The 23,336-nt window shown below is 64.3% G+C and carries 15 protein-coding genes and 4 pseudogenes; 12 read left to right on the forward strand and 7 right to left on the reverse strand.

Annotated features, from left to right (window positions below):
- Nucleotides 1–48: 48 nt before the first annotated feature.
- From X742_RS0136850 to X742_RS156380, 4 genes and pseudogenes are all read right to left on the reverse strand, one after another.
- Nucleotides 49–1,332 (reverse strand): annotated as a pseudogene (locus tag X742_RS0136850) (aldehyde dehydrogenase family protein); the annotation flags it as partial.
- 2 nt (nucleotides 1,333–1,334) lie between these two features.
- Nucleotides 1,335–2,570 (reverse strand): annotated as a pseudogene (locus X742_RS0136855) (aldehyde dehydrogenase family protein); the annotation flags it as partial.
- Between the two features lie 68 nt (nucleotides 2,571–2,638).
- Nucleotides 2,639–3,685 (reverse strand): deoxyribose-phosphate aldolase, encoded by a 1,047-nt coding sequence (deoC, locus tag X742_RS156385; protein ID WP_031247909.1) that lies wholly within the window; start codon nucleotides 3,683–3,685, stop codon nucleotides 2,639–2,641.
- Nucleotides 3,686–3,896: 211 nt separating this feature from the next.
- Entirely contained in the window at nucleotides 3,897–4,724 is an 828-nt protein-coding gene (locus tag X742_RS156380) for a ferredoxin--NADP reductase (RefSeq protein WP_023772091.1), read from the reverse strand.
- A gap of 220 nt (nucleotides 4,725–4,944) precedes the next feature.
- Between X742_RS156380 and X742_RS156375 the strand changes: the two genes are divergently transcribed.
- From X742_RS156375 to X742_RS156360, 4 genes are all read left to right on the forward strand, one after another.
- Complete coding sequence (locus X742_RS156375; protein ID WP_023772092.1) at nucleotides 4,945–7,029, forward strand: hydantoinase/oxoprolinase family protein; 2,085 nt, start codon at nucleotides 4,945–4,947, stop codon at nucleotides 7,027–7,029.
- 1 nt (nucleotide 7,030) lies between these two features.
- Entirely contained in the window at nucleotides 7,031–8,740 is a 1,710-nt protein-coding gene (locus X742_RS156370) for a hydantoinase B/oxoprolinase family protein (RefSeq protein WP_023772093.1), read from the forward strand.
- Between the two features lie 111 nt (nucleotides 8,741–8,851).
- Nucleotides 8,852–9,628 (forward strand): ABC transporter substrate-binding protein, encoded by a 777-nt coding sequence (locus X742_RS156365; protein ID WP_023772094.1) that lies wholly within the window; start codon nucleotides 8,852–8,854, stop codon nucleotides 9,626–9,628.
- Between the two features lie 49 nt (nucleotides 9,629–9,677).
- A complete protein-coding gene (locus tag X742_RS156360; RefSeq protein ID WP_031247913.1) occupies nucleotides 9,678–10,808 on the forward strand; it encodes an aminomethyltransferase family protein in 1,131 nt (376 codons plus the stop codon).
- A gap of 650 nt (nucleotides 10,809–11,458) precedes the next feature.
- Here the strand turns inward: X742_RS156360 and X742_RS156350 are convergent.
- The 3 genes and pseudogenes from X742_RS156350 to X742_RS01000000170065 all read right to left on the reverse strand — a co-directional run bounded on the left by X742_RS156350 (nucleotide 11,459) and on the right by X742_RS01000000170065 (nucleotide 14,188).
- On the reverse strand, nucleotides 11,459–12,115 hold the full coding sequence (locus tag X742_RS156350; RefSeq protein WP_023772097.1) for a methionine ABC transporter permease: 657 nt from the start codon (nucleotides 12,113–12,115) through the stop codon (nucleotides 11,459–11,461).
- Complete coding sequence (locus X742_RS156345) at nucleotides 12,096–13,178, reverse strand: methionine ABC transporter ATP-binding protein (RefSeq protein ID WP_023772098.1); 1,083 nt, start codon at nucleotides 13,176–13,178, stop codon at nucleotides 12,096–12,098. The genes X742_RS156350 and X742_RS156345 overlap by 20 nt, the downstream gene beginning before the upstream one ends.
- An 82-nt stretch (nucleotides 13,179–13,260) precedes the next feature.
- Nucleotides 13,261–14,188, reverse strand: a pseudogene (locus X742_RS01000000170065) (MetQ/NlpA family lipoprotein).
- 2 nt (nucleotides 14,189–14,190) lie between these two features.
- Here X742_RS01000000170065 and X742_RS1000000173950 point away from each other — a divergent pair.
- From X742_RS1000000173950 to X742_RS156315, 8 genes and pseudogenes are all read left to right on the forward strand, one after another.
- Nucleotides 14,191–14,577 (forward strand): hypothetical protein, encoded by a 387-nt coding sequence (locus X742_RS1000000173950; RefSeq protein ID WP_156939379.1) that lies wholly within the window; start codon nucleotides 14,191–14,193, stop codon nucleotides 14,575–14,577.
- Nucleotides 14,578–14,655: 78 nt separating this feature from the next.
- Entirely contained in the window at nucleotides 14,656–15,138 is a 483-nt protein-coding gene (locus tag X742_RS156340; RefSeq protein ID WP_023772099.1) for a hypothetical protein, read from the forward strand.
- 196 nt (nucleotides 15,139–15,334) lie between these two features.
- The gene (locus tag X742_RS156335; RefSeq protein WP_023772100.1) at nucleotides 15,335–16,429 is read left to right on the forward strand and encodes a transporter substrate-binding protein; all 1,095 of its coding nucleotides are present in this window, start codon (nucleotides 15,335–15,337) and stop codon (nucleotides 16,427–16,429) included.
- On the forward strand, nucleotides 16,426–17,103 hold the full coding sequence (locus X742_RS156330; protein ID WP_023772101.1) for an ANTAR domain-containing protein: 678 nt from the start codon (nucleotides 16,426–16,428) through the stop codon (nucleotides 17,101–17,103). The genes X742_RS156335 and X742_RS156330 overlap by 4 nt, the downstream gene beginning before the upstream one ends.
- Nucleotides 17,081–17,986 carry an ABC transporter permease gene (locus X742_RS156325; protein WP_023772102.1) on the forward strand — a complete coding sequence of 302 codons (906 nt, stop codon included), beginning with the start codon at nucleotides 17,081–17,083 and terminating at the stop codon, nucleotides 17,984–17,986. The genes X742_RS156330 and X742_RS156325 overlap by 23 nt, the downstream gene beginning before the upstream one ends.
- 13 nt (nucleotides 17,987–17,999) lie before the next feature.
- Nucleotides 18,000–18,923, forward strand: a pseudogene (locus tag X742_RS01000000170070) (ABC transporter permease).
- Between the two features lie 67 nt (nucleotides 18,924–18,990).
- Entirely contained in the window at nucleotides 18,991–20,634 is a 1,644-nt protein-coding gene (locus X742_RS156320) for an ABC transporter substrate-binding protein (protein ID WP_023772103.1), read from the forward strand.
- Nucleotides 20,624–21,568, forward strand: a complete 945-nt coding sequence (locus X742_RS156315) for an acetamidase/formamidase family protein (protein WP_023772104.1) — start codon at nucleotides 20,624–20,626, stop codon at nucleotides 21,566–21,568. The genes X742_RS156320 and X742_RS156315 overlap by 11 nt, the downstream gene beginning before the upstream one ends.
- Nucleotides 21,569–23,336: the final 1,768 nt, after the last annotated feature.

Consider the following 23,336-nt stretch of genomic DNA (forward strand, 5'->3'; position numbering starts at 1 on the left):
AAAGAACATATGGCCAGGCGTCAAGCCCGATCGCGATCACTCTGGGCCTTAGTCGCCGTAAGGCACCCAGACATTCTTCACCTCGATGGCACGGCGCAGAAAAACGTCACCGCTGGCATCTTCCGAGGCCCAGTCGAGACTGCGGCCGTTGCCGCTCCAGACGCGTTTGAGGTTGCCGATGGACTCGGCTTCCGCCTTGGCGCAGGTATCCGCGTCGGTGAACAGCCACAGTCCGTCGACGTCGTCGTGCTTGGCCAGCACGACGGCAAGCTCCGCGGTGCGTCCGGTGATGATGTTGACGGCGCCGGCCGGCACATCGGAATATTCGATGACCTGATAGAGATCGGTGGCCAGCAGCGGATACCGTTCCGACGGCACGGCGACCACCGTGTTGCCCATGGCCAGCGCCGGCGCGACCAGCGAGATGAAGCCGAGCAGGGGCTGATCGTCCGGCGCCACGATGCCGACGACGCCAACAGGCTCGTGCAGCGCCAGCGTCACGGCACGCGCTGGCGGGTGGTGCACGCGTCCCTCGAACTTGTCGGCCAGGCCGGCATAGAGGAACAGCCGCTCGATCGAGAGCTCCACCTCGTCCCGCGCGGCCTTGGCATTGGCTCCGGTCAGTTCGGTGAGCCGGGCGGCAAATTCTTCCGCGCGGCCGGAAAGGTTCTCGGCCAGGTAATAAAGCACCTGCGACCTGTTGTAGGCGGTCGCCTCCGGCCAGCTTTTGCAGGCGCGGGCAGCCGAAACCGCATCGCGGATATCCTTGCGGCTGCCGAGCCCGACTTCGCCGGCGAGCTTGCCCTTGGCGGTGGCGACGGCAAGCGAGTAATTGCCGTCCGGCCGCACCTGCTTGCCGCCGATGAACAGCTTCGCCGTGCGGTCGATAGCGACGCCGTCCGCCTGTTCCACGGGCTGCGCCGAAGACGTCGCTGGTTTGATCACCGGGCCGAGCGGCAGTTTTGCCGAGAGATATTCGAACATGCCCTCGCGCCCGCCCTCGCGGCCGAAGCCGCTCTCGCGATAGCCGCCAAAGCCGCAGGCGGCGTCGAACATGTTGGTGCCGTTGACCCAGACCACGCCGGCCTTCAATTGCGGCGCGACATGGAGCGCCAGGTTGACGTTCTCGCTCCATACCGAGGCCGCGAGGCCATAGCGCGTGTTGTTGGCGAGTTCGATCGCTTCCTCGGTGTTGCGGAAGGTCATGGTGGCGAGCACCGGCCCGAACACCTCTTCTTGCGCCAGGATATTAGCCGGCGATACACCGGTGGCGAGCGTCGGCAGGTGATAATAGCCGGAAGACGGCAGCGTTGCATCCGGCTGCCAGCAGACNCCTCGGTGTTGCGGAAGGTCATGGTGGCGAGCACCGGCCCGAACACCTCTTCTTGCGCCAGGATATTAGCCGGCGGTACACCGGTGGCGAGCGTCGGCAGGTGATAATAGCCGGAAGACGGCAGCGTTGCATCCGGCTGCCAGCAGACGGCGCCCTGCCGGGCACCTTCGGCGATCAGTCCCTTGACCCGGTCGAGCTGGGTCAGATCGACCAGCGGGCCGATATCGGTGTTCTTGTCGAGCGGGCTGCCGACACGCAGCCGGCTCATCCGCGTCTTGACTTTGGCGATCAAGGCGTCGGCGATGCCTTCCTGTACCAGCAGCCGCGAACCGGCGCAGCAGACCTGGCCCTGGTTGAACCAGATGCCGTCGACCAGACCCTCGACGGCGCTGTCGAGATCTGCGTCCTCGAAGACGATGAAGGCCGACTTGCCGCCAAGTTCCAGCGACAGTTTTTTCCCTGACCCGGCGGTGGCCTTGCGGATGATCTTGCCGACTTCCGAGGAGCCGGTGAAGGCGATTTTCTGGATGCCAGGGTGGTTGACGATCGCCGCACCCGCTTCCGGACCGCCCTGCACGATGTTGACGACGCCTTTCGGAACGCCGGCGCGTTCGCAGATCTCGGCGAACAGGATCGATGTCAGCGGCGTGAACTCGGCCGGCTTCAGCACCACGGTGCAGCCCGCCGCAAGCGCCGGTGCGATCTTCCAGGCCAGCATCAGCAGCGGAAAATTCCACGGGATGATCTGGCCGACGACGCCGACACCCTTTTGGCCGGGAAAATCCCTGTCCAGCGCCTGAGCCCAGCCGGCATGGTGAATGAAATGGCGGATTGCCAGCGGCACGTCGATGTCGCGGCTTTCGCGGATCGGCTTGCCGTTATCGATCGTCTCAACCACCGCGAACAGCCGCTGGTGACGCTGCATGGCGCGGCCGATGGCGTAGAGCACTTTCGCGCGCTGGTATCCGGAACTGGCGCTCCATTTCGGCAACGCCTTTGCGGCGGCAGCAACCGCCGCGTCGATGTCGGCGGCATTGGCATCGGACACCTTGGCCAACAGCTTGCCGGAAGACGGCTCGCTGGTGTCGAAGGTCTTGCCGCCGCCGGCCGCTTTCCAGTCGCCACCGATGAACAAGGCCTTGGAGAAATCGCGCCCGGCCAGCCAGGCATCGGCCTCGTTGCGAGCCTCCGGCGCCGGGCCGTATTCCATGGCGTGATAGCGTTCAAGGATATTCATCAGGTTCCTCCTTCACCCTCCCACTTGTGGGGAGACCCCGATCGGCAAAGCCGATCGGGGTGGGGTGCTCAAGCCATCGCGTGGCGGTGATTGGCCGAATAATGCCCGGTCAGATGATGCTCGAGCTGACGTTCGATATCGGTCAGCAGGCTAGAGGCGCCAAAGCGGAACAGCTCGGGCTCCAGCCATGGACGGCCGAGTTCCTCCTTCATCAGCACCAGCCAGTCGAGCGACACTTTCGCGGTGGAAATGCCACCCGCCGGCTTGAAGCCGATGAGATAGCCTGTTTCCTCGAAATAGGCCCTGATGGCGCGCACCATGGCGAGGCCGACGGGCAGCGTGGCGTTGACGCTTTCCTTGCCGGTCGAGGTCTTGATGAAGTCCGCACCCGCCATCATCGCCACCATCGAGGCCAGCATGACATTGCGCAGCGTGGCGAGGTCGCCGGTCCCCAAAATGACCTTGAGATGCGCGTCACCGCAGGCGGCACGCATCGAGACGATCTCATTGTAAAGCTCGCGCCACTTGGCGCCGAACACCAGGCCGCGCGGGATGACGACATCGATCTCGTCGGCGCCGTCCTTCACCGAGGCCTCGATCTCCTGCAACCGGGTCGACAGCGGCGCCAAGCCATGCGGGAAGGCGGTGGAGACCGCGGCGACATGGATGCCGGTGCCGCGCACCGCGTCCACGGCCGTGGCGACGAAGGGATGGTAGACGCAGACGGCGGCCGGCCGGATGGTCTCGCCCGCAATGCCGAGACCTCCGATGATGTCGCGGCCCAGCGGGTTGATCGCCTTGGCGCAGAGCCGGCGCACGCGCTCCTCGGTGTCGTTGGAGTTGAGCGTCGTCAGATCCATGCAGGCGATCGCCCGCAGCAGCCATGCCGCCTGGTTGTCGGCCTTGATCGAGCGCCGCTTGGTCAGGCTGGCGACGCGGCGTTCCAGCGCGGAGCGGTTGACGCTGCGTACCGATTCGAGAAAACCGAGGTCGAGTTTCAGGCCGGGATTGCGCGTGATGTGATGGTCCAGCGGCACCGGCGTGTTGGCGGCGGCGCGTGCCGGCAGCGGCGTCACCTTGGTGCCAAGATCGGCTTCGCGGATGGTGCTGCTCATCTCCTGCCCTTTCATTCAAGTGGCGTGCGCTTGATATCTCGGCGCGCATCTTTACCCCAAAGCCGTCGACAGTTTTGGGCGACACGCACGAAGATAGCCCGCGAAGTCGCGCTTCACGAGTCCTCAAGCGAGGGATAGCTGAAAAAGGCCGCGAAAGCAGCTGATTTTTGACCGGAAGGTCAAAACCAGCTTTCTGGGAGACGCGCTGGCCTCAGCCGACGAAGGCGCGTTCGACGACGAAGCTCGAGGGATGGCTGAGCGAACCTTCCTGGAAGCCGAGGCTTTCGGCCAGCTCCTTGACGTCTTTCAGCATGTGCATCGAGCCGCAGATCATGACGCGGTCGGTTTCGGGATTGAGCTTTTCGATGCCGAGGTCGCTGTAGAATTTGCCGGAGCCGATCAGCGCGGTGATGCGGCCCATGCGCGCCGACTCTTCGCGGGTCGTCGAATTGTAGAGCGTGACGCGCCCAGTGGTCAGCTCGCCGATCAGCGGGTCGCTTTCGAGCGCCGCCACCAGTTCCTGGCCGTAGATCAGCTCGGCATTGTCGCGGCAGGTGTGGGTCAGGATCAGCTGGTCGAACTTCTCGTAAGTGTCGGGATCGCGCAGCAGGCTGGCAAAGGGCGCGATGCCGGTGCCGGTCGAGATCATGAACAGGCGCTTGGCGGGGGTCAGCGCGTCGACGACCAGCGTGCCGGTCGATTTTTGGCGCATGATGACGGTGTCGCCGACCTGGATCTTCTGCAGTTCCGAGGTCAGCGGGCCATCCGGCACCTTGATCGAGAAGAATTCCAGCTCTTCGTCCCAGGCCGGGCTGGCGACGGAGTAGGCGCGATACACCGGCTTCTCGGCATTGGGCAGGCCGATCATGACGAATTCGCCCGAGCGGAAGCGCAGCGATTGCGGCCGGGTGATGCGGAACGAGAACAACCGGTCGGTATAGTGTTTCACCGAGACGACGGTTTCGGCATAGACATTGGCCGGAATCGGAAACTGCAGCGGGCGGGCTTCAGCGGTGTTGAACGAGGGCGTGGTGTTCATCAATTCCAACCTTCTCGCCCAATGACAGACGCGGGCGCCAAACTTTCCCGTGCGCGCCCGAACCATTCAGGTTCCGGCATGCCAATGCACGCTACCGAAGCGGTAAGCTCTTGTGTCCGGAATTTATTAGTATACAAACGATATTTGCGTCAAGACGCCGCCGTAAAACACCTTTCCAAACTGCGGCATATCCGTAGTCCCAGCATTTCGGGTTTCGACAATGAAAGAGAATTTTTCGGTGCAGCCGCCGGATTCCCTGGGCAGCGTCGTCGCCGGCATCGATGTCGGCGGAACCTTCACCGACCTGCTCCTGATCGACGGCAAGGACGGTGGAAGAGTGTATCTGGCCAAGACCCCGACCACTGTCGACAACCAGGCCTTTGGCGTGGTTTCGGCGCTTGGCGCCACCGGCTTTCCGATCGACGGTATCGACCTCATCGTGCATGGAACGACCACCACCACCAATGCGGTGCTGGAGCGCCGGCTGGCCAGGACCGGCATGATCACCACGCGCGGTTTTCGCGACGTGATCGAACTCGGTCGGCGGACACGGCCGCAACCCTATGGCATGACGGGAACGTTCGTCCCGATCATTCCGCGCAACCTGCGCCTCGAAGTGTCGGAGCGCGTCGAGGCATCAGGTGCGGTGCGCACGCCGCTTGATGAAGCCGAGATGCGCGAGGCGGTACAGGCGCTCATCGCGGCCGGCTGCGAATCCCTCGTCATCCATTTCCTCCACTCCTACGCCAACCCCACGCATGAGCGGCGCGCCGCCGAAATAGCCGCCGAGCTCTGGCCGAACGGCTACATCACCACGGGCCATGCGCTATTGTCGGAAGCGCGCGAATTCGAGCGCGGGGTGACGGCATCGGTCAACGCTTCGGTGCAGCCGATCCTGGAGCGCTATGTCGAGCGCCTGCGCACGGAATTGGCCGACAAGGGCTATGCCCGCGACTTCCTGATCATGAACGGCAATGGCGGCATGATATCGGCCCGCTTCGTCACACGTGAATCGGCCAAGACGGTCATGTCGGGCCCCGCCTCCGGCGTCATCGCCGCCGCCTACACGGGCAAGCGCGCAGGCTTCGAAAACCTCGTTACCTACGACATGGGCGGCACCTCGACCGACGTGGCGCTGATCCGCAACGCCGAGCCGGCTGTCTCGAACGAGATCGAGATCGAATATGCCATGCCCATCCATGTGCCGATGGTGGCGGTGCATACGGTGGGCGCCGGCGGCGGCTCGATCGCCCGCGTCGATGCGGCCGGCCTGATTCAGATCGGGCCGGAAAGTGCCGGCGCCAATCCCGGCCCGATCTGCTACGGGCGCGGCGGGACCGAGCCGACGATCACCGACGCCAACCTCGTGCTTGGCCGGCTAGCGCCGAAGAAGCTGCTGGCCGTCGAAAACCCAGTCACATCGGAGCGCGTCGCCGGCATTTTCGAGGACAGGATCGGCAAGGCAACCGGCCTGTCGGGTGTCGAGGCCGCGGGCGCGGTGCTCAGGCTGGGCAACATGAAGATGGCCGGCGCCATCCGCATGGTGTCGGTGTCGCGCGGCCACGACCCGCGCGATTTCGCGCTGTTCGCCTTCGGCGGCGCCGGGCCGCTGCATGCGACGGCGCTCGCCCGCGAACTCGGCTTGCCCAAAGTGCTGGTGCCGGCGCGGCCCGGCATCACCAACGCGCTCGGCTGCGTCGTCGCCGATTTGCGCCACGACTTCGTCAACACCATCAACCAGCCCGTGGCCGTGCTGGACGGAAGCCAGCTCCACCAAGTACTGGAACGGCACCGGAACGAAGGCGAGGAGCTGATCGCCAAGGAAGCGGTGAAGCCGGAATCGATCCGCGTCTCCCACTCCGCCGACATGCAGTTCGTCGGCCAGACCCACATCATCAACGTGCCGCTACCGTCCTCGTCGGTGACCCGGAGCCAATTGCAGGCGTTGTTCGAGAAAGCCTATTTCGCCCGCTTCAAGGTGGAGTTGCCGGAAATCCGCGCCAACCTCGTGAACCTCAACACCTCCGTCACCGGCGTGCGTCCGGCGATCGACCTGTCACGGCTGATCGACCCGGCCGGGCGGGCAGAAACGCTCGACGCGGCGCGTCGCGAAATCCGACCGGTCTGGTACGCCGGGCGCTGGCACGACACGCCGGTCTATAGCAGGGAAAAGCTGCCGCTCGATGCGGTCATCGAAGGGCCGGCGATCCTCGAACAGATGGACGCGACCACCGTGCTCGAACCGGGCGACCGCGCACGCTCCGACGCCGACGGCAACATCATCATCGACATTGGCGAGGCCTGACATGTCAGTTGATAACGCAAAGCTCGACGCAATCACGCTTTCGGTGCTCCAGGCCGCTTTGCAGCAGGTCTGCGACGAGATGGACCTGACCTTTTCCCGCGCCGCCTTTTCGCCCGTGATCGCCGAGGCCAATGACCGCTCGGACGGCATCTATTCCGCCGTCGACGGCTCGTTGATCGCGCAGGGCAGTCAGGGTCTGCCTGTGTTTGTCGGCGTCATGCAATATTCGACCAGGACGGTGATCGAGATGATCGCCGACGGCCGCTGCCTGGCCCCGGAGCCGGGCGACATCTACATCGTCAACGATCCCTATCTCGGCGGCACGCATCTGATGGATGTGCGCTTCGCCATGCCGGTCTATCGCGGTGAAAAGATCTTCTGCTGGTTGTCGAACACCGGCCATTGGCCCGACATTGGCGGCTCCGTGCCCGGCGGCTTCTCGGCTTCGGCGACGGCGGTCGAGCAGGAAGGCCTGCGGCTGCCGCCGGTAAAGCTGTTCAAGAAGGGCGTGCTCGACGCGGAAATCTACGCCATCATCTGCTCCAACATCAGGGTTGCCGACCAGCGCATCGGCGACATCCGGGCCCAGGCCGCCGCGCTGCTGATCGGCCAGGACAGGCTTAATGGAATCCTGGATCGTTACGGGGACGAAATCGTTGTCGAAGCGATCGCCGAATTGCGCCACCGTGCCGCCGAGCAGATGCGCGCCAACATAGCGGCCATTCCCGACGGCACCTACCGCTCCAAGGCTTTTGTCGATTCCGACGGGGTGGTCAACGAACCGCTGACCATCGCGCTCGCCGTCGAGAAACAGGGCGACACTCTGACCTTCGATTTTTCAGGCTCGTCAAAGCCTTGTGCGGGACCGATGAACAGCGTGCTGGCGACGACATTGTCCTCGGTCTATCTCGCCATGCGCCATATCTTCCCGGACGTGCCGATCAGCGCTGGTGCCTTCGAGCCGCTCGAGGTCAAGCGGCCGGAAGGCACTTTCCTCGACGCCAAATATCCGCGCCCCGTGTCTGGCTGTGCGGCCGAAGTATCGCAGCGCATCGCCGAGGCGGTGTTCGCGGCGATGGTGCAGGCGCTGCCCGACAAGGTGACGGCGGCCCCGGCCGGCTCCAGCGGCAATTTCGCGCTCGGCGGCAATGATCCGGCGCGCGGCCGCGACTACGTCATGTACCAGATCTCCGGTGGCGGCTATGGCGGCAATTCGGGGCATGACGGGCTGACCAATGGCTGCTCGACCATCGGCATTTCCAAGTCGCCGCCGGTCGAGATCATGGAGCAGGCCTTTCCGGTGCTCTATCGCCACTATGCCTTGCGCGAAGGCTCGGGCGGCGCCGGCAAGCATCGTGGTGGTTTTGGCCTCGCCTATGAGGTCGAGATCCTGCGCGGCGAGGCGCGAGCCTCCTTTGTAATGGACCATGGCCGTTTCGGTCCGCAAGGCGCCCTTGGCGGTCGGGACGGCGAGCCCAACAGCGTGACCGTGTTCCGCAACGGCGAGGAGCATGTGCCGCCGCACCTATCCAAGGAGCAGGACATCCCGCTGAAGGCCGGCGACCGCGTGCGCGTCGGCACGCCGGGTGGCGGCGGCTATGGCGATCCGCGTGAGCGCGATCCGGAATTGGTCGCACGGGACGTCCAGCTTGGTTATTATACTACGGAGCAAGCAAGGGATCTGTTCGGAGCCGAGGCACAAGGAACCTGACCGGACGCGGAGGAACTGCACCGCGCCGTGATCGCCGCGGCACATGTCGTTTTCGTCTCCGCCGGGAGCATGAAAGCCCGTAAATTTACCCGGTCAACGGAGATCTGGACCATGCGTCTTTTCGGTCGTTTCGTGCTTGCCGCTTCCGTGGCTTTTGCGCTTGCCACCGGTGCTGCTTCCGCCCAGGAGAAAAAACTGAGGCTCGGTACCGAGGGTGCCTATCCGCCCTTCAACCATGCCAATGCCGATGGCACGCTCGGCGGTTTCGACATCGATCTCGGCAACGCGCTGTGCGCGCAGATGAAGGTCGAATGCGAGTTCACCGTGCAGGATTTCGACGGCTCTATTCCCGCGCTCCAGGCCGGCAAGTTCGACGCCATCATCAACATCACCATCACGCCCGAGCGGGCCGAAAAGGTCGAGTTCACCCACAAATACTACCAGACGCCGCCGGCCATCGCGGTGCCGAAGGACTCAACCATCGCGGGCACCTCGCCGGACGATCTGAAAGGCAAGGTGCTGGGCGTGCAGAGCGCCACCATCCACCAGAATTTCGCCGAGCAGAAATATTCGGGCTCGACCGTCAAGGCCTACCCGACCGGCGACGACGCCCGCGCCGACATGGCTAATGGCCGCCTCGATGCGATTATGGATGGCTCGATCATCCTGACCGAATGGCTGAAGAAGCCCGACGGCACCTGCTGCAAGCTGCTCGGCACGCTGACGGCAGATCCCGCCATTCACGGCCCGGGGGTCGGCATTGCGCTGCAGAAGGGCAACAGGGAACTGGCCGACAAGTTCAACGCGGCAATCGACGCGCTGCGCGCCAACGGAAAGTACAAGGAAATCAACGACAAGTATTTTTCATTCGACGTCTATGGGAGTTGATCCCGGTACCAATCGAGCTCGGCGGCGCAACCCGGCGCTGCCGATTTGAATGATGGAGATTTTATTGGCTGAGCGTCGCTCCCCCTTCTACAGCAGCATCGTTGGGCTGGGCGCGACCATGGGTCGGGTCGGCGGCGATTTCATCTCGGCCAAACATTATTCCGGCATCGCCGACGAACATTTGAATACGCGTAAAAATGTTGGCGTGCAGGACCTCAGCACCATGGGCAAGATGGACATTAAGGGTGCCGACGCCGAGGCGCTGGTCAACCATGTCATTGTCAATGACGCCGCGGCGATGGGGCCGGGCCAAGTACGCTATTCCACCGTCTGTCGTGAGGACGGCGGCATCATGGACGACCTCACCGTGTTCCGGCTGGGCGCGGAGCATTTCATGCTGGTGACCGGTTCGGTCAACCGCCTCAAGATGCTGCCCTGGCTCCAGCATCATGCGCAAGGGCGCAGGGCCTATGTCACCGACATCACTGCCGCCGTCGCCTTCCCGACCATCCAGGGCCCGCGCTCACGCGATCTCCTGAAGGCGATGATCTCGGACGCCGATCTCGACGAATTGAAGCGCTGGGCGTTTACGTCAGGCCATATCAACGGAACGCGGGTCTTGATCTCACGTACAGGCGTGACCGGCGAACTCGGCTTCGAACTGTTCGTGCCGGCCGACGAGGCGACCTCGGTTTGGGACGCGCTGATGCGCACTGGCCAAGCTTTCGGCTTGAAACCCTATGGCGTGCTGGCCATGTTTACGCTCGGCCTGGAAAAGGCCTATCCGGCGCACGGGCTCGACATGGACGAGACGCGCACGCCGTTCCATGTCGGCCTCGACCGCTGGATCAAGTTCGATAAAGGCGATTTCATCGGCCGGGACGCGCTGCTCAAGGTGCGCGACAAGGGCCTCGACGAGCGCTGGACCGGGCTTTTCCTCGACGGCGACAAGCCGGCAGCGACGGATGCACGGGTGATGGCCGATGGTGAGAACGCCGGTGTGGTCACCTACAGCGACCACGGCTATTCCCTGGGCAAGGTGCTGGCGACAGCGCATTTGCGATTGCCGTTCACGGCTGTTGGAACAGAGCTCAGCATTTCCATCGCTGGCAAGCCAGTACGCGCGGTGGTGGCGCCGATGCCGTTCTTTGACCCGGAAGGGGCGAGGCTGAGGGGCTAGCGCGGAATGATTTTGGTTTCCGCTTGGCGTCCATGATATGGTTCGCGGATGAAGTCTCCTAGTTCAAGAATCGGCCGTTCAGTAAGGCAGGTCATTTCGAGCTGACGAGCGCGCGTGGCGAGAAAATCAGCGCTGTCGAAGGCATGAAGCTGTCGCCCCNGTTTCCGCTTGGCGTCCATGATATGGTTCGCGGATGAAGTCTCCTAGTTCAAGAATCGGCCGTTCAGTAAGGCTGGTCATTTCGAGCTGACGAGCGCGCGTGGCGAGAAAATCAGCGCTGTCGAAGGCATGAAGCTGTCGCCCCGCATGGCCAAGGTACTCAACCACGGTGCGCGGCAGGGATTGTCGGGTGATGAGCGGCGCTCACTCGTCAAGGAAGAAGTCCGTAGGAACAGCCCTACAGTGTCATGGCAATTACTGACAATGGCGAGCGATCGGCGCTGCCCTCACCTGCCTGCCGGCATCCTCTCCCCGTATATAGTGACGGGGAGAGGGGCGCTCACATCGACGATTTCGCCAATCATCGGCGTTGCTTGGAGAATGCCGGCGTCCAGGGCTAGCCCATCTCTCCCAGATGTCCGGCAGGACAGTGAGGGGCAGCGCTGACGTTGATGAGAAGGTCACGGCCACCCGGATGTTCAGCCGGCTCATCACCCCCGCCGATCCAGCCTCGCCACCAGCCGGTCACCCACCCACTGGATGCCGCAGACCAGGATGATCAGCACGATCACCACGGCGATCATCACCGATGTCTCGAAGCGCTGGTAGCCGTAGCGGATGGCAAGGTCGCCGAGACCACCGGCACCGATGGCGCCTGCCATCGCCGAGGCGCCGACCAGCGTCACCAGCGTCACGGTGAAGCCGGCCACGATGCCGGGTAGCGCCTCCGGCACCAACACCTCGCGGATGATCGTCCAGCGGTTGCCGCCCATGGCGCGCGCCGCCTCGATCAGTCCGTGGTCGACCTCGCGCAATGACACTTCGGCGATTCGCGCATAGTAGGGTGTGGCGGCGATCGACAGCGGCACGATGGCCGCCCATGTGCCGATCGAGGTGCCGACGATCAGCCGCGTCACCGGGATCAGCGCCACCAGAAGGATGATGAACGGGACCGAGCGGAAGCCGTTGATGACGGCGCCGAGCACGCGGTTCACCCATGGGCTTTCGGCGATGCCGCCGCGTTCGGTGGCAATCAGGGCCAGCCCGAGTGGCAGGCCGAACACCAGCGAGATCAGGCCGGAGGCGGCCGTCATCAGCACCGTCTCCCAGATCGATCGCAACAGAAGCTCAAACAGGATCGGTGACATGGCCAAGCACCTCCACCCGCGCCTGGCGGGATTTCAGGAATGTGACGATTTCCGCGAGGTGGCTCGCATCGCTGCCGGCGACGGAAAGGAACAGCGTTCCGACCGGCTGCCGCTGGATGTGGTCGATGCCGCCATGGACGAGGCGGAAGGGACCGGGCACCGCGGCCGCAAGGTCGAACAGCAGCGGCTCGCGCGCCGCCTCGCCCGCCACGTCGACGCGCAGAACCGTTTCGGTGCCGGCCCCCGGCACCAGCCGCGCCGCCAGTTCGGCCGGAAGTTGCGGCCGGATGGTCCCGAGCAGGCGTCTTGTGACGTCCGATTGCGGATCGGCGAACACCGACCAGACTGGCCCTTCCTCGACGATGCGCCCGGCGTCGATCACCGCCACGCGGTCAGCGATCGAGCGGATCACTTCCATTTCATGGGTGATCAAAAGGATGGTCAGGCCAAGCTGGCGGTTGATGTCCTTCAGCAGGGCGAGAATGGAGCGCGTCGTCTCCGGGTCGAGCGCCGATGTCGCTTCGTCCGACAGAAGCAGCGCCGGCCGCGCGGCAAGCGCTCGGGCAATGCCGACGCGCTGTTTCTGGCCGCCGGACAGCGACGCCGGATATGCCTTTGCCTTCTCCGACAGGCCCACGAGATCGAGCAGTTCCGCGGCCCGCTTCAGGCGCTCCGCCTTCGGCCGGCCCTCGATCTTGAGCGGCAGCGCCACATTGTCCTCGACTGTCTTGGCCGACAGCAGGTTGAAATGCTGGAATATCATGCCGATGCGCCGCCGCAACGGCTGCAACTCGCGCTCGCCAAGTCGGCTGATCTCGCGGCCTTCGATGAACACCTCGCCGGTGTCAGGGCGCTCCAGTCCGTTCAGGCAGCGGATCAGGGTGGATTTACCGGCGCCGCTGCGGCCGATGATGCCGAGAACCTCGCCCTTGCGCACCGTCAAGGAAATGCCGTCGAGCGCCGCCGTCTGGCCGAAGCGGCGCTTCAGGTCGACAAGGCGCACCACGTCCTGCGTGGTGGCCTGATCCGCGGCCTCGGTGGTTGCGATAAAATGCTGGTTCATAGGCAGGTCCCGAAATGCGATCGCGGCCCGCGCATCGCGCGGACCGCTTAAGCTGTCAACGGCACGTCGGTGCCCGCATAACTCAATAGGCGCTGAGACCGGTGCCCTTATAGACCTTGTCGAACTCGGCCTTTACAGCCTCGTTCTGATAGGACGCGACCAGCGTCCTTACCCAGGCCTCGTTCTCATGGCCGACCTTGACCGCGATGAAGTTGCGATACGGATTGTCTGCGATCGGCTCCTGAGCGATGCGGTTCTCCGGTGTGAGGCCGCTTTTCAGTGCCCAGTCGGTATTGACCACGGCGGCGTCGAGATCCTCGACCGAGCGGCCGACGATGNAGGCCGCTTTTCAGTGCCCAGTCGGTATTGACCACGGCGGCGTCGAGATCCTCGACCGAGCGGCCGACGATGCCGGCATCCAACTCCTTGATCTCGACCTTTTTCGCATTCTCGGCGATGTCGGCGGTGGTGGCGAGAATGCCGGTGCCATCCCTGAGCTTGATCACGCCCTCATTCTGCAGCACGCGCAACGCCCGGCCTTCGTTGGACGGGTCGTTCGGCACGCCGATCACCGCGCCCTCCGGCAGATCGGCAACCTTGGTGTACTTCTTGGAGTAGAGGCCGATCGGCCACACGCCGGTATAGCCGACACGCACGATGTGGTAGCCCTGCGTCTTGATCTGGTTGTCGAGATAGGGCTGGTGCTGGAAGGCGTTGGCGTCGATCTCGCCGCGCTCCAGCGCCTCGTTGGGCTGGGTGTAGTCGTTGAACACCACCGTCTCGATGCTGAGGCCCTTTTCGGCTGCTTGCGCGACGACGACACGCCAGACATCCTCGTCCTCGCCGCTGATGATGCCGACCTTGATCGCCTTCTTGTCCTCGGCCAAGGACGCATGCGGCGCCATCAGGCTGCCGATCGCGACAGCTGACGCGAACAGCAGAGCCAGGCCGCTGCGGCGGTTCAGGGGTGCCCATGGGGAAGATGGCAAAGTGTTGTTGGGATCGGACATGATTGATCTCTGCGGTTTTGAAGTCATGGCAGCAAGGCGGATTGCCCAAGCTTGTTCACATCGTCAGAAATTCTACTGATTTTATCAAAGAACGTGTTTCGCCGTTCTCGGCAAAGCCGGGAATATTCTCTCAAAAAATTCAGGGATGTGAGCACAGGACGCCGCCGGATCGACCATGGCGGCGCCGCGCTGCCATCCGGGATGTCGGGGAAGGCAGTCAAGTTTTCAACGAGCCCGCCTCTACCGACCGGCTGCGCAGATATTTCATCCGGTTCGACGCGCGCCTCGAGACATCGCCCGGAAACGATGGACGGCCTTCATTGGCTGCCGGCGGGTCCATTTATGGCGAAGTCAAAAGCTCTTCGGCTTGCTCAGCCACTTTTTCGTGAAGCTGGGCGGGTTGATCCGACCGTCGGCCTGCCTAGGTAGAGAGGGCGGCCGGGCGCCACGCGATCTCAATAATCGGTATGACATTTTCCTGCATTCGAAAGCTTGCCCTTTTAGCCCTCCTCGTCGCCATCCAGTCTTCCTGCGTCGTTCCCGACGACACGTCGCGCATCGCCAAGGTCGATCCCACGGCGGCTGCGGCACGCAAGGAGATGGTCGGCCTCAGCGAAGCCGACGTTCGAATGTGCGCGGGATTTCCGACCGCCACCGCCGATGTCGGCCAGTCCGGGCAGATCTGGACCTATAAGCGCATCGTCCAGCGCGGCAATCTCAGCGTCGTCGTTCCCGCCTTGGCCGTGGGGGCGATCCCGACGGTCGGCGGTTCCGTCAATGTCGCTCCCGGCGGTTACTGCGACACGCAGGTTCGCATGGTCGGCGGCCGTGTCGCCGAAGTTGCCTACGCCGGCGACAACAACCTGCCGAACAAGCGCGACGCGCTTTGTGTCAGCACCGTGGATGCCTGCGTGGCCTATGCCCGCCAACACAGGCCGGTGGCCAAATAGCGGCAGCGGATTTCGCGGGAACCAGCGGTGGCCGGACACTCGGTGTTTGACGCGGATGGCGTTGAGGGCTTGACTGACCCGCCGGACCGAATACGCTAGGGCAAAATACCGGCTCTGATCGCCGGGCGGCAAACATGCCTCGTATGCCTCGCCTTTCCGGCGCTGGCTGCGGGGCATTGTCATTTTGGGGATCGGTTTGAAACGGCGCATCGAGATCGGCATCCTTTATTCCCGCTCGGGAAGCTATCAGCTCGTCTCCGACGCGTGCCGGATGGGTGCTATGCGCGCCATCGCCGACATCAACGCCGACAGGAGCTCAGGCATCGAACTGGCGCCGGTAGAGCGCGACCCGCAAAGCAATGCCGACCGTTACGCGACGCTGTGCGAAGACATCTTCAGGACCAGCAGTGCACGCCATGTCGTCGGCTGCGTCACTTCCTGGAGCCGCAAGGAGACAATCCCTGTGCTGGAGAAGGCGGGCGGCATGCTCTGGTATGCCTGCCCCTATGAGGGCTTCGAGGCCAACGAGCATGTCGTCTACATGCATGCTTGTCCCAACCAGCATCTGGTGCCGCTGCTGGCCCATGTCGTGCCGCGCTTCGGCGCCAACGGTTTCCTGCTCGGGTCGAACTACATCTGGGGCTGGGAGATGAACCGTGTTGCGCGCGACCTCATCGCCGATGCCGGCGGCAAGGTGCTGGGCGAGCGCTATCTGCGCATCGGCGAGACCGACGTGTCGCGGCTGATCGCCGAGATCCGGGCGACGCGGCCAAGCTTCATCCTCAACAACCTGATCGGCACCTCGTCCTATGCCTTCCTTGCGGCCTATCGCGATCTGGCGGGCGAGGATGCGGCTTTCAGTCCTGAATCTTGCCCAGTGATCTCGTGCAACCTGACCGAAGGCGAACTGCCGGCGATCGGCGAAACGGGCAAGGGTCACCTGTCGGTCGGACCGTATTTCGCGCCACGGCCGGCCGCGTTCGCGTCGTCCTTCGAAGCCTCCGCCTATGCCTCGGTGCAGGTACTGGCCGACGTGCTTTCGCGCGATCCCGACGCCGGCCCGGCGGAATTTTCCAAGGCCTTCGCCGAGCGGCGCTTCTCCACCCGGCTCGGCCCGATCGCCATCGACGCCCATTCCCAGCACGCCACGCTGCCTGTCATCATCGGCCGGATCGCGGACGGCTACTTCGAAGTCGTCAGCCGGCAGCACGAGGTCGCGCCGGACCCGTATCTGTCGCGCTACGACCCCGCAAAGACATTCGGCCGGCCACGCTTGCGGGTGGTGTCGTGACCAGAACCCCGCGCATCCCCAACCTCGGCGGAGCCAGGGCCTTTGTCCTGCATCGCCCGCACCCGACGGTGCAGGCGATCACCAGGCAATTGTCGGCCATCGGCCTTGTCACCGTGGATTGCTGGCCGGAACTGGCGCCGGAGGCGCTGGCCGCCGACTTCGTCTTCTTCGACGCCGATCTCGGCTTCGACGAGCAATTCCCCTGGAAGCCGGGCGAGGCGCCGATGCCGCTGGTGGCGCTGATCGGTTCCGAGGCGCCGGGCCGCATTGAGTGGGCGCTGTCGCACAAGGCCGACGCCCAGCTCCTGAAGCCGGTCGGCAATGCAGGGGTCTACAGCGCGCTGCTGATCGCAAGGCAGAGCTTCGAGGCGCGAAAACATTTAGCCGGCGAAATTGCCGCGCTGCGCCAGCGGGTCGCCGAACGCCAGACCATCGTGCGGGCTGTCTCGGCTTTGTCGAAGGGCGGCGACGACGACCGCGCCTATGCGCGGCTGCGCTCGCTGGCGATGAGTTGGCAGGTCAGCGTCGAGGACGCCGCGCGGCGTATCGTGGCGATGACGGAGGAAGCCAAGATCGGGGAAACCAGGACCGGGGAAACCAAGACCGGGGAAGCCAAGACCGGGGAAGCCCCGATCGAAGATGAGAGCGGCGATGACCAGCCCTATCGCGCCTGATCTCACGGCAGGGCGCATGCCGGCCAAGGCGCGCGCCGGTGTCTGGCGCCGGCTGGTCAAGCGCCGCCTTGCGCTGCTCGGCCTGGTCATCGTCGCCATTGTCGTCGCCGGCGCAATCCTGGCGCCATGGCTGACCGGCTATGACCCCAACGACCAGATGTTCGATGGTCTGACCATCGAGGGCTCGCCTCTGCCGCCAAGCGCGAAATTCTGGCTTGGCACCGACCTGCTCGGACGTGACCTGTTGACCCGCATCCTCCATGGCGCGCGCACCTCGCTGATCATCGGCATTGTCGCCAATGGCGTGGCGCTCTTCATCGGCACGCTGGTCGGCGTCACCGCCGGCTATTTCCGCGGGTGGATCGGCGGCGCACTGATGCGCTTCACTGATTTGATGATGGCGTTCCCGGCCCTGCTGCTCGCCATCTGCCTGGCGGCGGTGTTCCAGCCGAGCCTGTGGATCGTCGCCATGGTCATCGCGCTGGTCAACTGGGTGCAGACCGCTCGCGTCATCTACACCGAGACGTCATCGCTCGCCGAGCGCGAGTTCATCGATGCCGAACGCACCATAGGGGCGAGCGCGCCGCGCATCCTGTTTCGCCACATCCTGCCGCATCTCCTGCCGACCATCATCGTCTGGGGCACGCTCGGCATCTCGACCACGGTGCTGCTGGAAGCGACGCTCTCCTTCCTCGGCATCGGCGTGCAGCCGCCGACGGCATCCTGGGGCAATATCATCTTCGAGAACCAGACCTATTTCCAGGCAGCACCCTGGCTGGTGTTCTTTCCCGGCGCCGCGATCCTGGCGCTGGCGCTGGCCTTCAACCTGATCGGCGACGCGCTGCGCGACATTCTCGATCCGACGCAGCGAGGGCGGGAATAATGGGGGGCCGGACATGATCGCCTACCTCGGCCGCCGGCTGATCCAGTCGCTGCTCATCCTGCTCGGCGTCTCGCTGATCACCTTCGCGCTGCTCTATCTCCTCCCCGCCGACCCGGTGCGCCAGATCGCCGGCCGCAGCGCCACGCCTCAGACGGTCGAGAACATCCGCCAGCAGCTCGGCCTCGACCAGCCCTTTATCGTCCAGTACTGGCACTACCTGATCAGGCTCGTCAGCGGCGATCTCGGCCGCTCCTACATCCAGCGCTCGGAGGTGACCGAACTCATCGTCTCGCGGCTGCCGGCGAGCCTACTTCTGATGGTCGGCGCCATACTGTGCGAGCTGCTGATCGGCCTCTCGATGGGCCTGATCGCCGCCGTCAAGCGCGGCACCGCCACCGACCAGGCCCTGATGGTCGCCTCCTTCATCGGCGTCTCGGCGCCGCAATTCGTCGTCGGCCTGCTGCTGCTCTATGTCTTCGCCGTCAGACTGAGCTGGTTCCCGATCGGCGGCTATGGCACATGGCGCCATCTCGTGCTGCCGTCGCTCACCATGGGCATCCTCGGCGCCGGCTGGTACGCGCGCATGATGCGCTCGTCGATGATCGACGTGCTGCGCCAGGATTATGTCCGCACCGCGCGCGCCAAGGGCCTGGCTCGCGGCGCCATCATTTTCCGCCATGCGCTGCCCAACGCCATCCTGCCGGTCGTCGCCATGATCGGCATCGACATAATCGGAAGAGCACACGTCTGAANCGTCGTGGTCGAAAGCGTGTTCGGCTGGCCCGGCATCGGCCAGCTCGCCTGGCAAGCCATCCAGCGTGTCGACATCCCGATCATCATGGGCGTCACGCTGGTCTCGGCCTTCGCCATCGTGCTCGGCAATCTCTTGGCCGACATCATCGCGCCCTTCATCGACCCCCGTATCAAACTGAGATGAGTATCAAACCGAGATGAGCATCAACTCAGATGAAACCAGAAAACAAACAGAGAAAGGGAACATGACAATGAAGAAGTTTCTCGCATCGACCGTCGCGGCATCGGCGCTGGCGCTGATGCTCGGCATGACAAGCGCCCGCGCCGAGGACGCCGTCGACCCGAACGCCAAGCAGGGCGGCGCCATCACCATAACCTACAAGGATGACGTCGCGACTCTGGACCCGGCGATCGGCTATGACTGGCAGAACTGGTCGATGATCAAGAGCCTGTTCGACGGCTTGATGGACTATGAGCCGGGCACCACCAACCTCAAGCCCGACCTCGCCGAAAGCTATGAGATTTCGCCCGACGGCAAGACCTTCACCTTCAAGCTGCGCCATGGCGTGAAGTTCCACAATGGCCGCGAGATGACCGCCGACGACGTGAAATATTCGCTCGACCGCGTCACCAATCCGAAGACGCAGAGCCCCGGCGCCGGCTTCTTCGGCTCGATCAAGGGCTATGACGATGTCGCTGGCGGCAAGGCCGAGACGCTGTCCGGCGTCACCGTCGTCGATCCCTACACGGTTAAGTTCGAGCTGACCCGCCCGGACGCCACCTTCCTGCATGTCATGGCCATCAACTTCTCGCATGTCGTGCCGAAGGAAGAGGTCGAGAAATACGGCGCCGATTTCGGCAAACATCCGGTCGGCACCGGCGCCTTCAAACTGGCGGAATGGACACTTGGCCAGCGCATTGTCTTCGAGCGCAACGCGGACTATTGGCACAAGGGCCTGCCGCACCTCGACAAGATCACCTTCGAGATCGGCCAGGAGCCGATCGTGGCGCTGCTGCGCCTGCAGAAGGGCGAGATCGACGTGCCCGGCGACGGCATTCCGCCGGCCAAATTCCAGGAAGTGATGGCCGATCCCGAGCAGAAGGCGCGTGTCGTCGAAGGCGGCCAGCTGCACACCGGCTATGTCACCATGAACACAACCATGGCGCCGTTCGACAATGTGAAGGTGCGCCAGGCCGTCAACATGGCGCTCAACAAAGCGCGCATCATCCAGATCATCAACGGCCGCGCCGTGCCGGCCAACCAGCCGCTGCCGCCGTCGATGCCCGGCTACGACAAGGTGTATGAGGGCTATCCCTATGACGTTGCCAAGGCCAAGGCGCTGCTTGCCGAGGCCGGCCATCCCGATGGGTTCGAGACGCAGCTGTTCGTTATGAACACCGACCCGAACCCGCGCATCGCCCAGGCGATCCAGCAGGATCTGGCGGCGATCGGTATCAAGGCCAGCATCCAGTCGCTTGCCCAGGCCAATGTCATTGCCGCCGGCGGCGACAAGGCCGGCGCGCCGATGATCTGGTCGGGCGGCATGGCCTGGATCGCGGACTTCCCCGATCCGTCCAACTTCTACGGCCCGATCCTCGGCTGCGCCGGTGCGGTACCAGGCGGCTGGAACTGGTCGTGGTATTGCAACAAGGATCTCGACGCCAAGGCGGCCGAGGCCGATTCGGTGGTCGACCCGGCCAAGGCCGCCGAGCGCGACAAGATGTGGAGCGCCATCTACGACAAGGTGATGGAGGACGCCCCTTGGGCGCCGGTCTTCAACGAACAGCGCTTCACCATGAAGTCGGCCCGCATGGGCGGCGCCGACAATCTCTATGTCGACCCGGTCCATATCCCGATCAACTATGACAATGTGTACGTAAAAGATGTGCAATAACTGCGATTACACCATCCACGGGCGCCATCATCATTTCGGCTGGGACAATTCGTTCGTCCCGGCTGAGCGGGTGGCGCCCGGCTCGACCGTCGAGTTCCAGTGCCTGGATTCTTCGGGCGGCCAATTGCAGCCCGACAGCACCGTGGCCGAGATCGCCAAGCTCGATTTCGACCGGATCAATCCTGTGACCGGGCCGATCTTCGTCGAAGGCGCCGAGCCGGGTGACGCGCTGAAGGTGACGATCGAGATGTTCAAACCGTCCGGCTTCGGCTGGACGGCGAACATTCCCGGTTTCGGCCTGCTCGCCGACGATTTCCAGGAGCCGGCGCTCAACATCTGGAAATACGATGCCACCTCGCTGGAGCCGGCATTGTTTGGCAAAAACGCCCGCGTGCCGCTAAAGCCATTCGCCGGCACCATCGGCAATGCGCCGGCCGAAATGGGTCACCACTCGGTGGTGCCGCCGCGCCGCGTCGGCGGCAATCTCGACATCCGCGACCTTGCCGCCGGCACCACGCTCTACCTGCCGGTGGAGGTGGCGGGCGCGCTGTTCTCGGTCGGCGACACGCACGCCGCGCAAGGCGACGGCGAGGTCTGCGGCACGGCGATCGAAAGCCCGATGAACGTCGTGCTGAAACTCGACCTGGTGAAAGATGCTCGGCTGAAAACGCCGCGCTTCACCACGCCGGGTCCGGTGACACGGCATCTCGACGCCAAGGGCTATGAGGTGACGACGGGGATCGGGCCGGATTTGATGAGTGGCGCAAAAGAGGCCGTGGCGCAGATGGTCGACCTGCTCGCCGGCCGCTACCAGGTCGACCCGGTCGAAGCCTACATGCTGGCCTCGGTCTGCGGCGACCTGCGCATCAGCGAGATCGTCGACATGCCCAACTGGGTGGTGTCGTTCTACTTCCCGCGCTGCGTGTTTGAATGAGGCTGGGTTTGCGTCAAGACACGGCCATTGTCCTGCCGGACCCGGCAGGACAGAGGGGTGCGTGCCGGAAAAGACCTCTCGGAACTCTCCATCTGCAATGACCTCAACTCCCGAACCAATCCTCACCATCGCCAACCTCCGCGTCTCGGTACGCGGCGAAGAGGGCGCCCGCGAGGTTGTCTCCGACCTGTCGCTGACGCTCAAGCGTGGCGAGACGCTCTGCATCGCGGGCGAATCCGGCTCCGGCAAATCCATGACCGCGCTGGCCATCATGCAGCTCCTGCCGCAGCCCGCCGCGCGTATCTCCGCCGGCAAAATCCACCTTGGCGCCACCGAGCTGACCGCCCTCGACGATCGCCGGATGCGGCGGATTCGCGGCGACCGCATCGCCATGATCTTCCAGGAACCGATGACCTCGCTCAACCCGGTGCTGTCGATCGGTCGCCAGCTCACGGAATCCATCGAGGCGCATACCAGCCTGTCGCGCGACGAAGCCCGCCAGCGTGCCATCGAGGCGTTGAAGGCGGTGCGCATTTCGGAGGCCGAAAGCCGGCTAAGGCAATTTCCCCACGAGCTCTCCGGCGGCATGCGCCAGCGGGTGATGATCGCCATGGCTCTGGCGCTCGAACCCGACGTGCTGATCGCCGACGAGCCGACGACGGCGCTCGACGTCACCGTGCAGGGCGAGGTGCTGGAGCTGCTGCGCGACTTGCAGCAGAAGCACGGCACCAGCGTCATCCTGATTACCCACGACATGGGCGTTGTCGCCGAAATGGCCGATCGCGTCATCATCATGCGGCATGGACGCATGGTCGAGGAAGGCAAGACGTCGGACATTTTCGCCCGCCCGCAAGCCCATTACACGCGCGAGCTGCTCGCCGCCGTGCCGCGCATAGGCAGCGGCGCCGGCCGCCAGGAATCCAGGGATGCTGAGCCGCCGAGGCCGGCCAAGGTCGCCGAGGTCACCGATCTGCACGTCCGCTTCGACCTGCGCGGCGGCGTCTTCGGCCGGGTCACCCGCCGCGTTCACGCCGTCGAGGGCGTCAGCTTTTCCATCAGATCGGAAGAGCACACGTCTGAACTCCNCTGGTGCCGTATAGCGGCGACATCGTCGTTGGCGGCCGCAATTTGTCCGGCCTCGGCCGCGACGAGCGCAAGGCGGTGCGCCGCGACGTGCAGATGATCTTCCAGGACCCCTACGCCTCGCTCGACCCGCGCATGCGCGTCGGCGACCTCGTCGCCGAGCCGCTGCTCATCCACGGCATCGCCTCGAAGGAAGAGCGCCGCGAGCGCGTCGCCGCGCTGTTCGACCGCGTCGGCCTGTCATCGGACCAGATGGAGCTCTATCCGCACGAATTCTCCGGCGGCCAGCGCCAGCGGGTCTGCATCGCGCGTGCGCTGGCGCTCAGGCCAAAACTGATCATCGCCGACGAAAGCGTCTCCGCCCTGGACGTCTCGGTGCAGGCGCGCGTGCTCGACCTCCTCAAGGAATTGCAGCGCGAATTCGGCGTCGCCTATCTCTTCATCTCGCACGACATGGCCGTGGTCGAGAATATCTCCGACCGTGTCGCCGTCATGTATCTCGGCCAGATCGTCGAGATGGGCACACGCGACCAGGTTTTTTCCAACCCCCGCCATCCCTACACCAGGCGCCTGATCGAAGCCGTGCCGGTGCCGGATCCGGCGCGGCGCCGAAGCCGTTTCGCCCGCCTCGACCAGGAAATCCCCAGCGCCACGCGCCGGCTCGGCGAGGCGCCGCTGAAACTGG

It is taken from the genome of Mesorhizobium sp. LNHC229A00 (assembly GCF_000502415.1).
Lineage (GTDB): Bacteria > Pseudomonadota > Alphaproteobacteria > Rhizobiales > Rhizobiaceae > Mesorhizobium.

Bases quoted from the DNA above. Each gene is read 5' to 3' on its own strand.
- deoC (WP_031247909.1), bottom strand. From the start codon at position 3,685: ATGAGCAGCACCATCCGCGAAGCCGATCTTGGCACCAAGGTGACGCCG.
- X742_RS156380 (WP_023772091.1), bottom strand. From the start codon at position 4,724: ATGAACACCACGCCCTCGTTCAACACCGCTGAAGCCCGCCCGCTGCAG.
- X742_RS156375 (WP_023772092.1), top strand. From the start codon at position 4,945: ATGAAAGAGAATTTTTCGGTGCAGCCGCCGGATTCCCTGGGCAGCGTC.
- X742_RS156370 (WP_023772093.1), top strand. From the start codon at position 7,031: ATGTCAGTTGATAACGCAAAGCTCGACGCAATCACGCTTTCGGTGCTC.
- X742_RS156365 (WP_023772094.1), top strand. From the start codon at position 8,852: ATGCGTCTTTTCGGTCGTTTCGTGCTTGCCGCTTCCGTGGCTTTTGCG.
- X742_RS156360 (WP_031247913.1), top strand. From the start codon at position 9,678: ATGATGGAGATTTTATTGGCTGAGCGTCGCTCCCCCTTCTACAGCAGC.
- X742_RS156350 (WP_023772097.1), bottom strand. From the start codon at position 12,115: ATGTCACCGATCCTGTTTGAGCTTCTGTTGCGATCGATCTGGGAGACG.
- X742_RS156345 (WP_023772098.1), bottom strand. From the start codon at position 13,178: ATGAACCAGCATTTTATCGCAACCACCGAGGCCGCGGATCAGGCCACC.
- X742_RS156340 (WP_023772099.1), top strand. From the start codon at position 14,656: ATGACATTTTCCTGCATTCGAAAGCTTGCCCTTTTAGCCCTCCTCGTC.
- X742_RS156325 (WP_023772102.1), top strand. From the start codon at position 17,081: ATGACCAGCCCTATCGCGCCTGATCTCACGGCAGGGCGCATGCCGGCC.
- X742_RS156320 (WP_023772103.1), top strand. From the start codon at position 18,991: ATGAAGAAGTTTCTCGCATCGACCGTCGCGGCATCGGCGCTGGCGCTG.
- X742_RS156315 (WP_023772104.1), top strand. From the start codon at position 20,624: ATGTGCAATAACTGCGATTACACCATCCACGGGCGCCATCATCATTTC.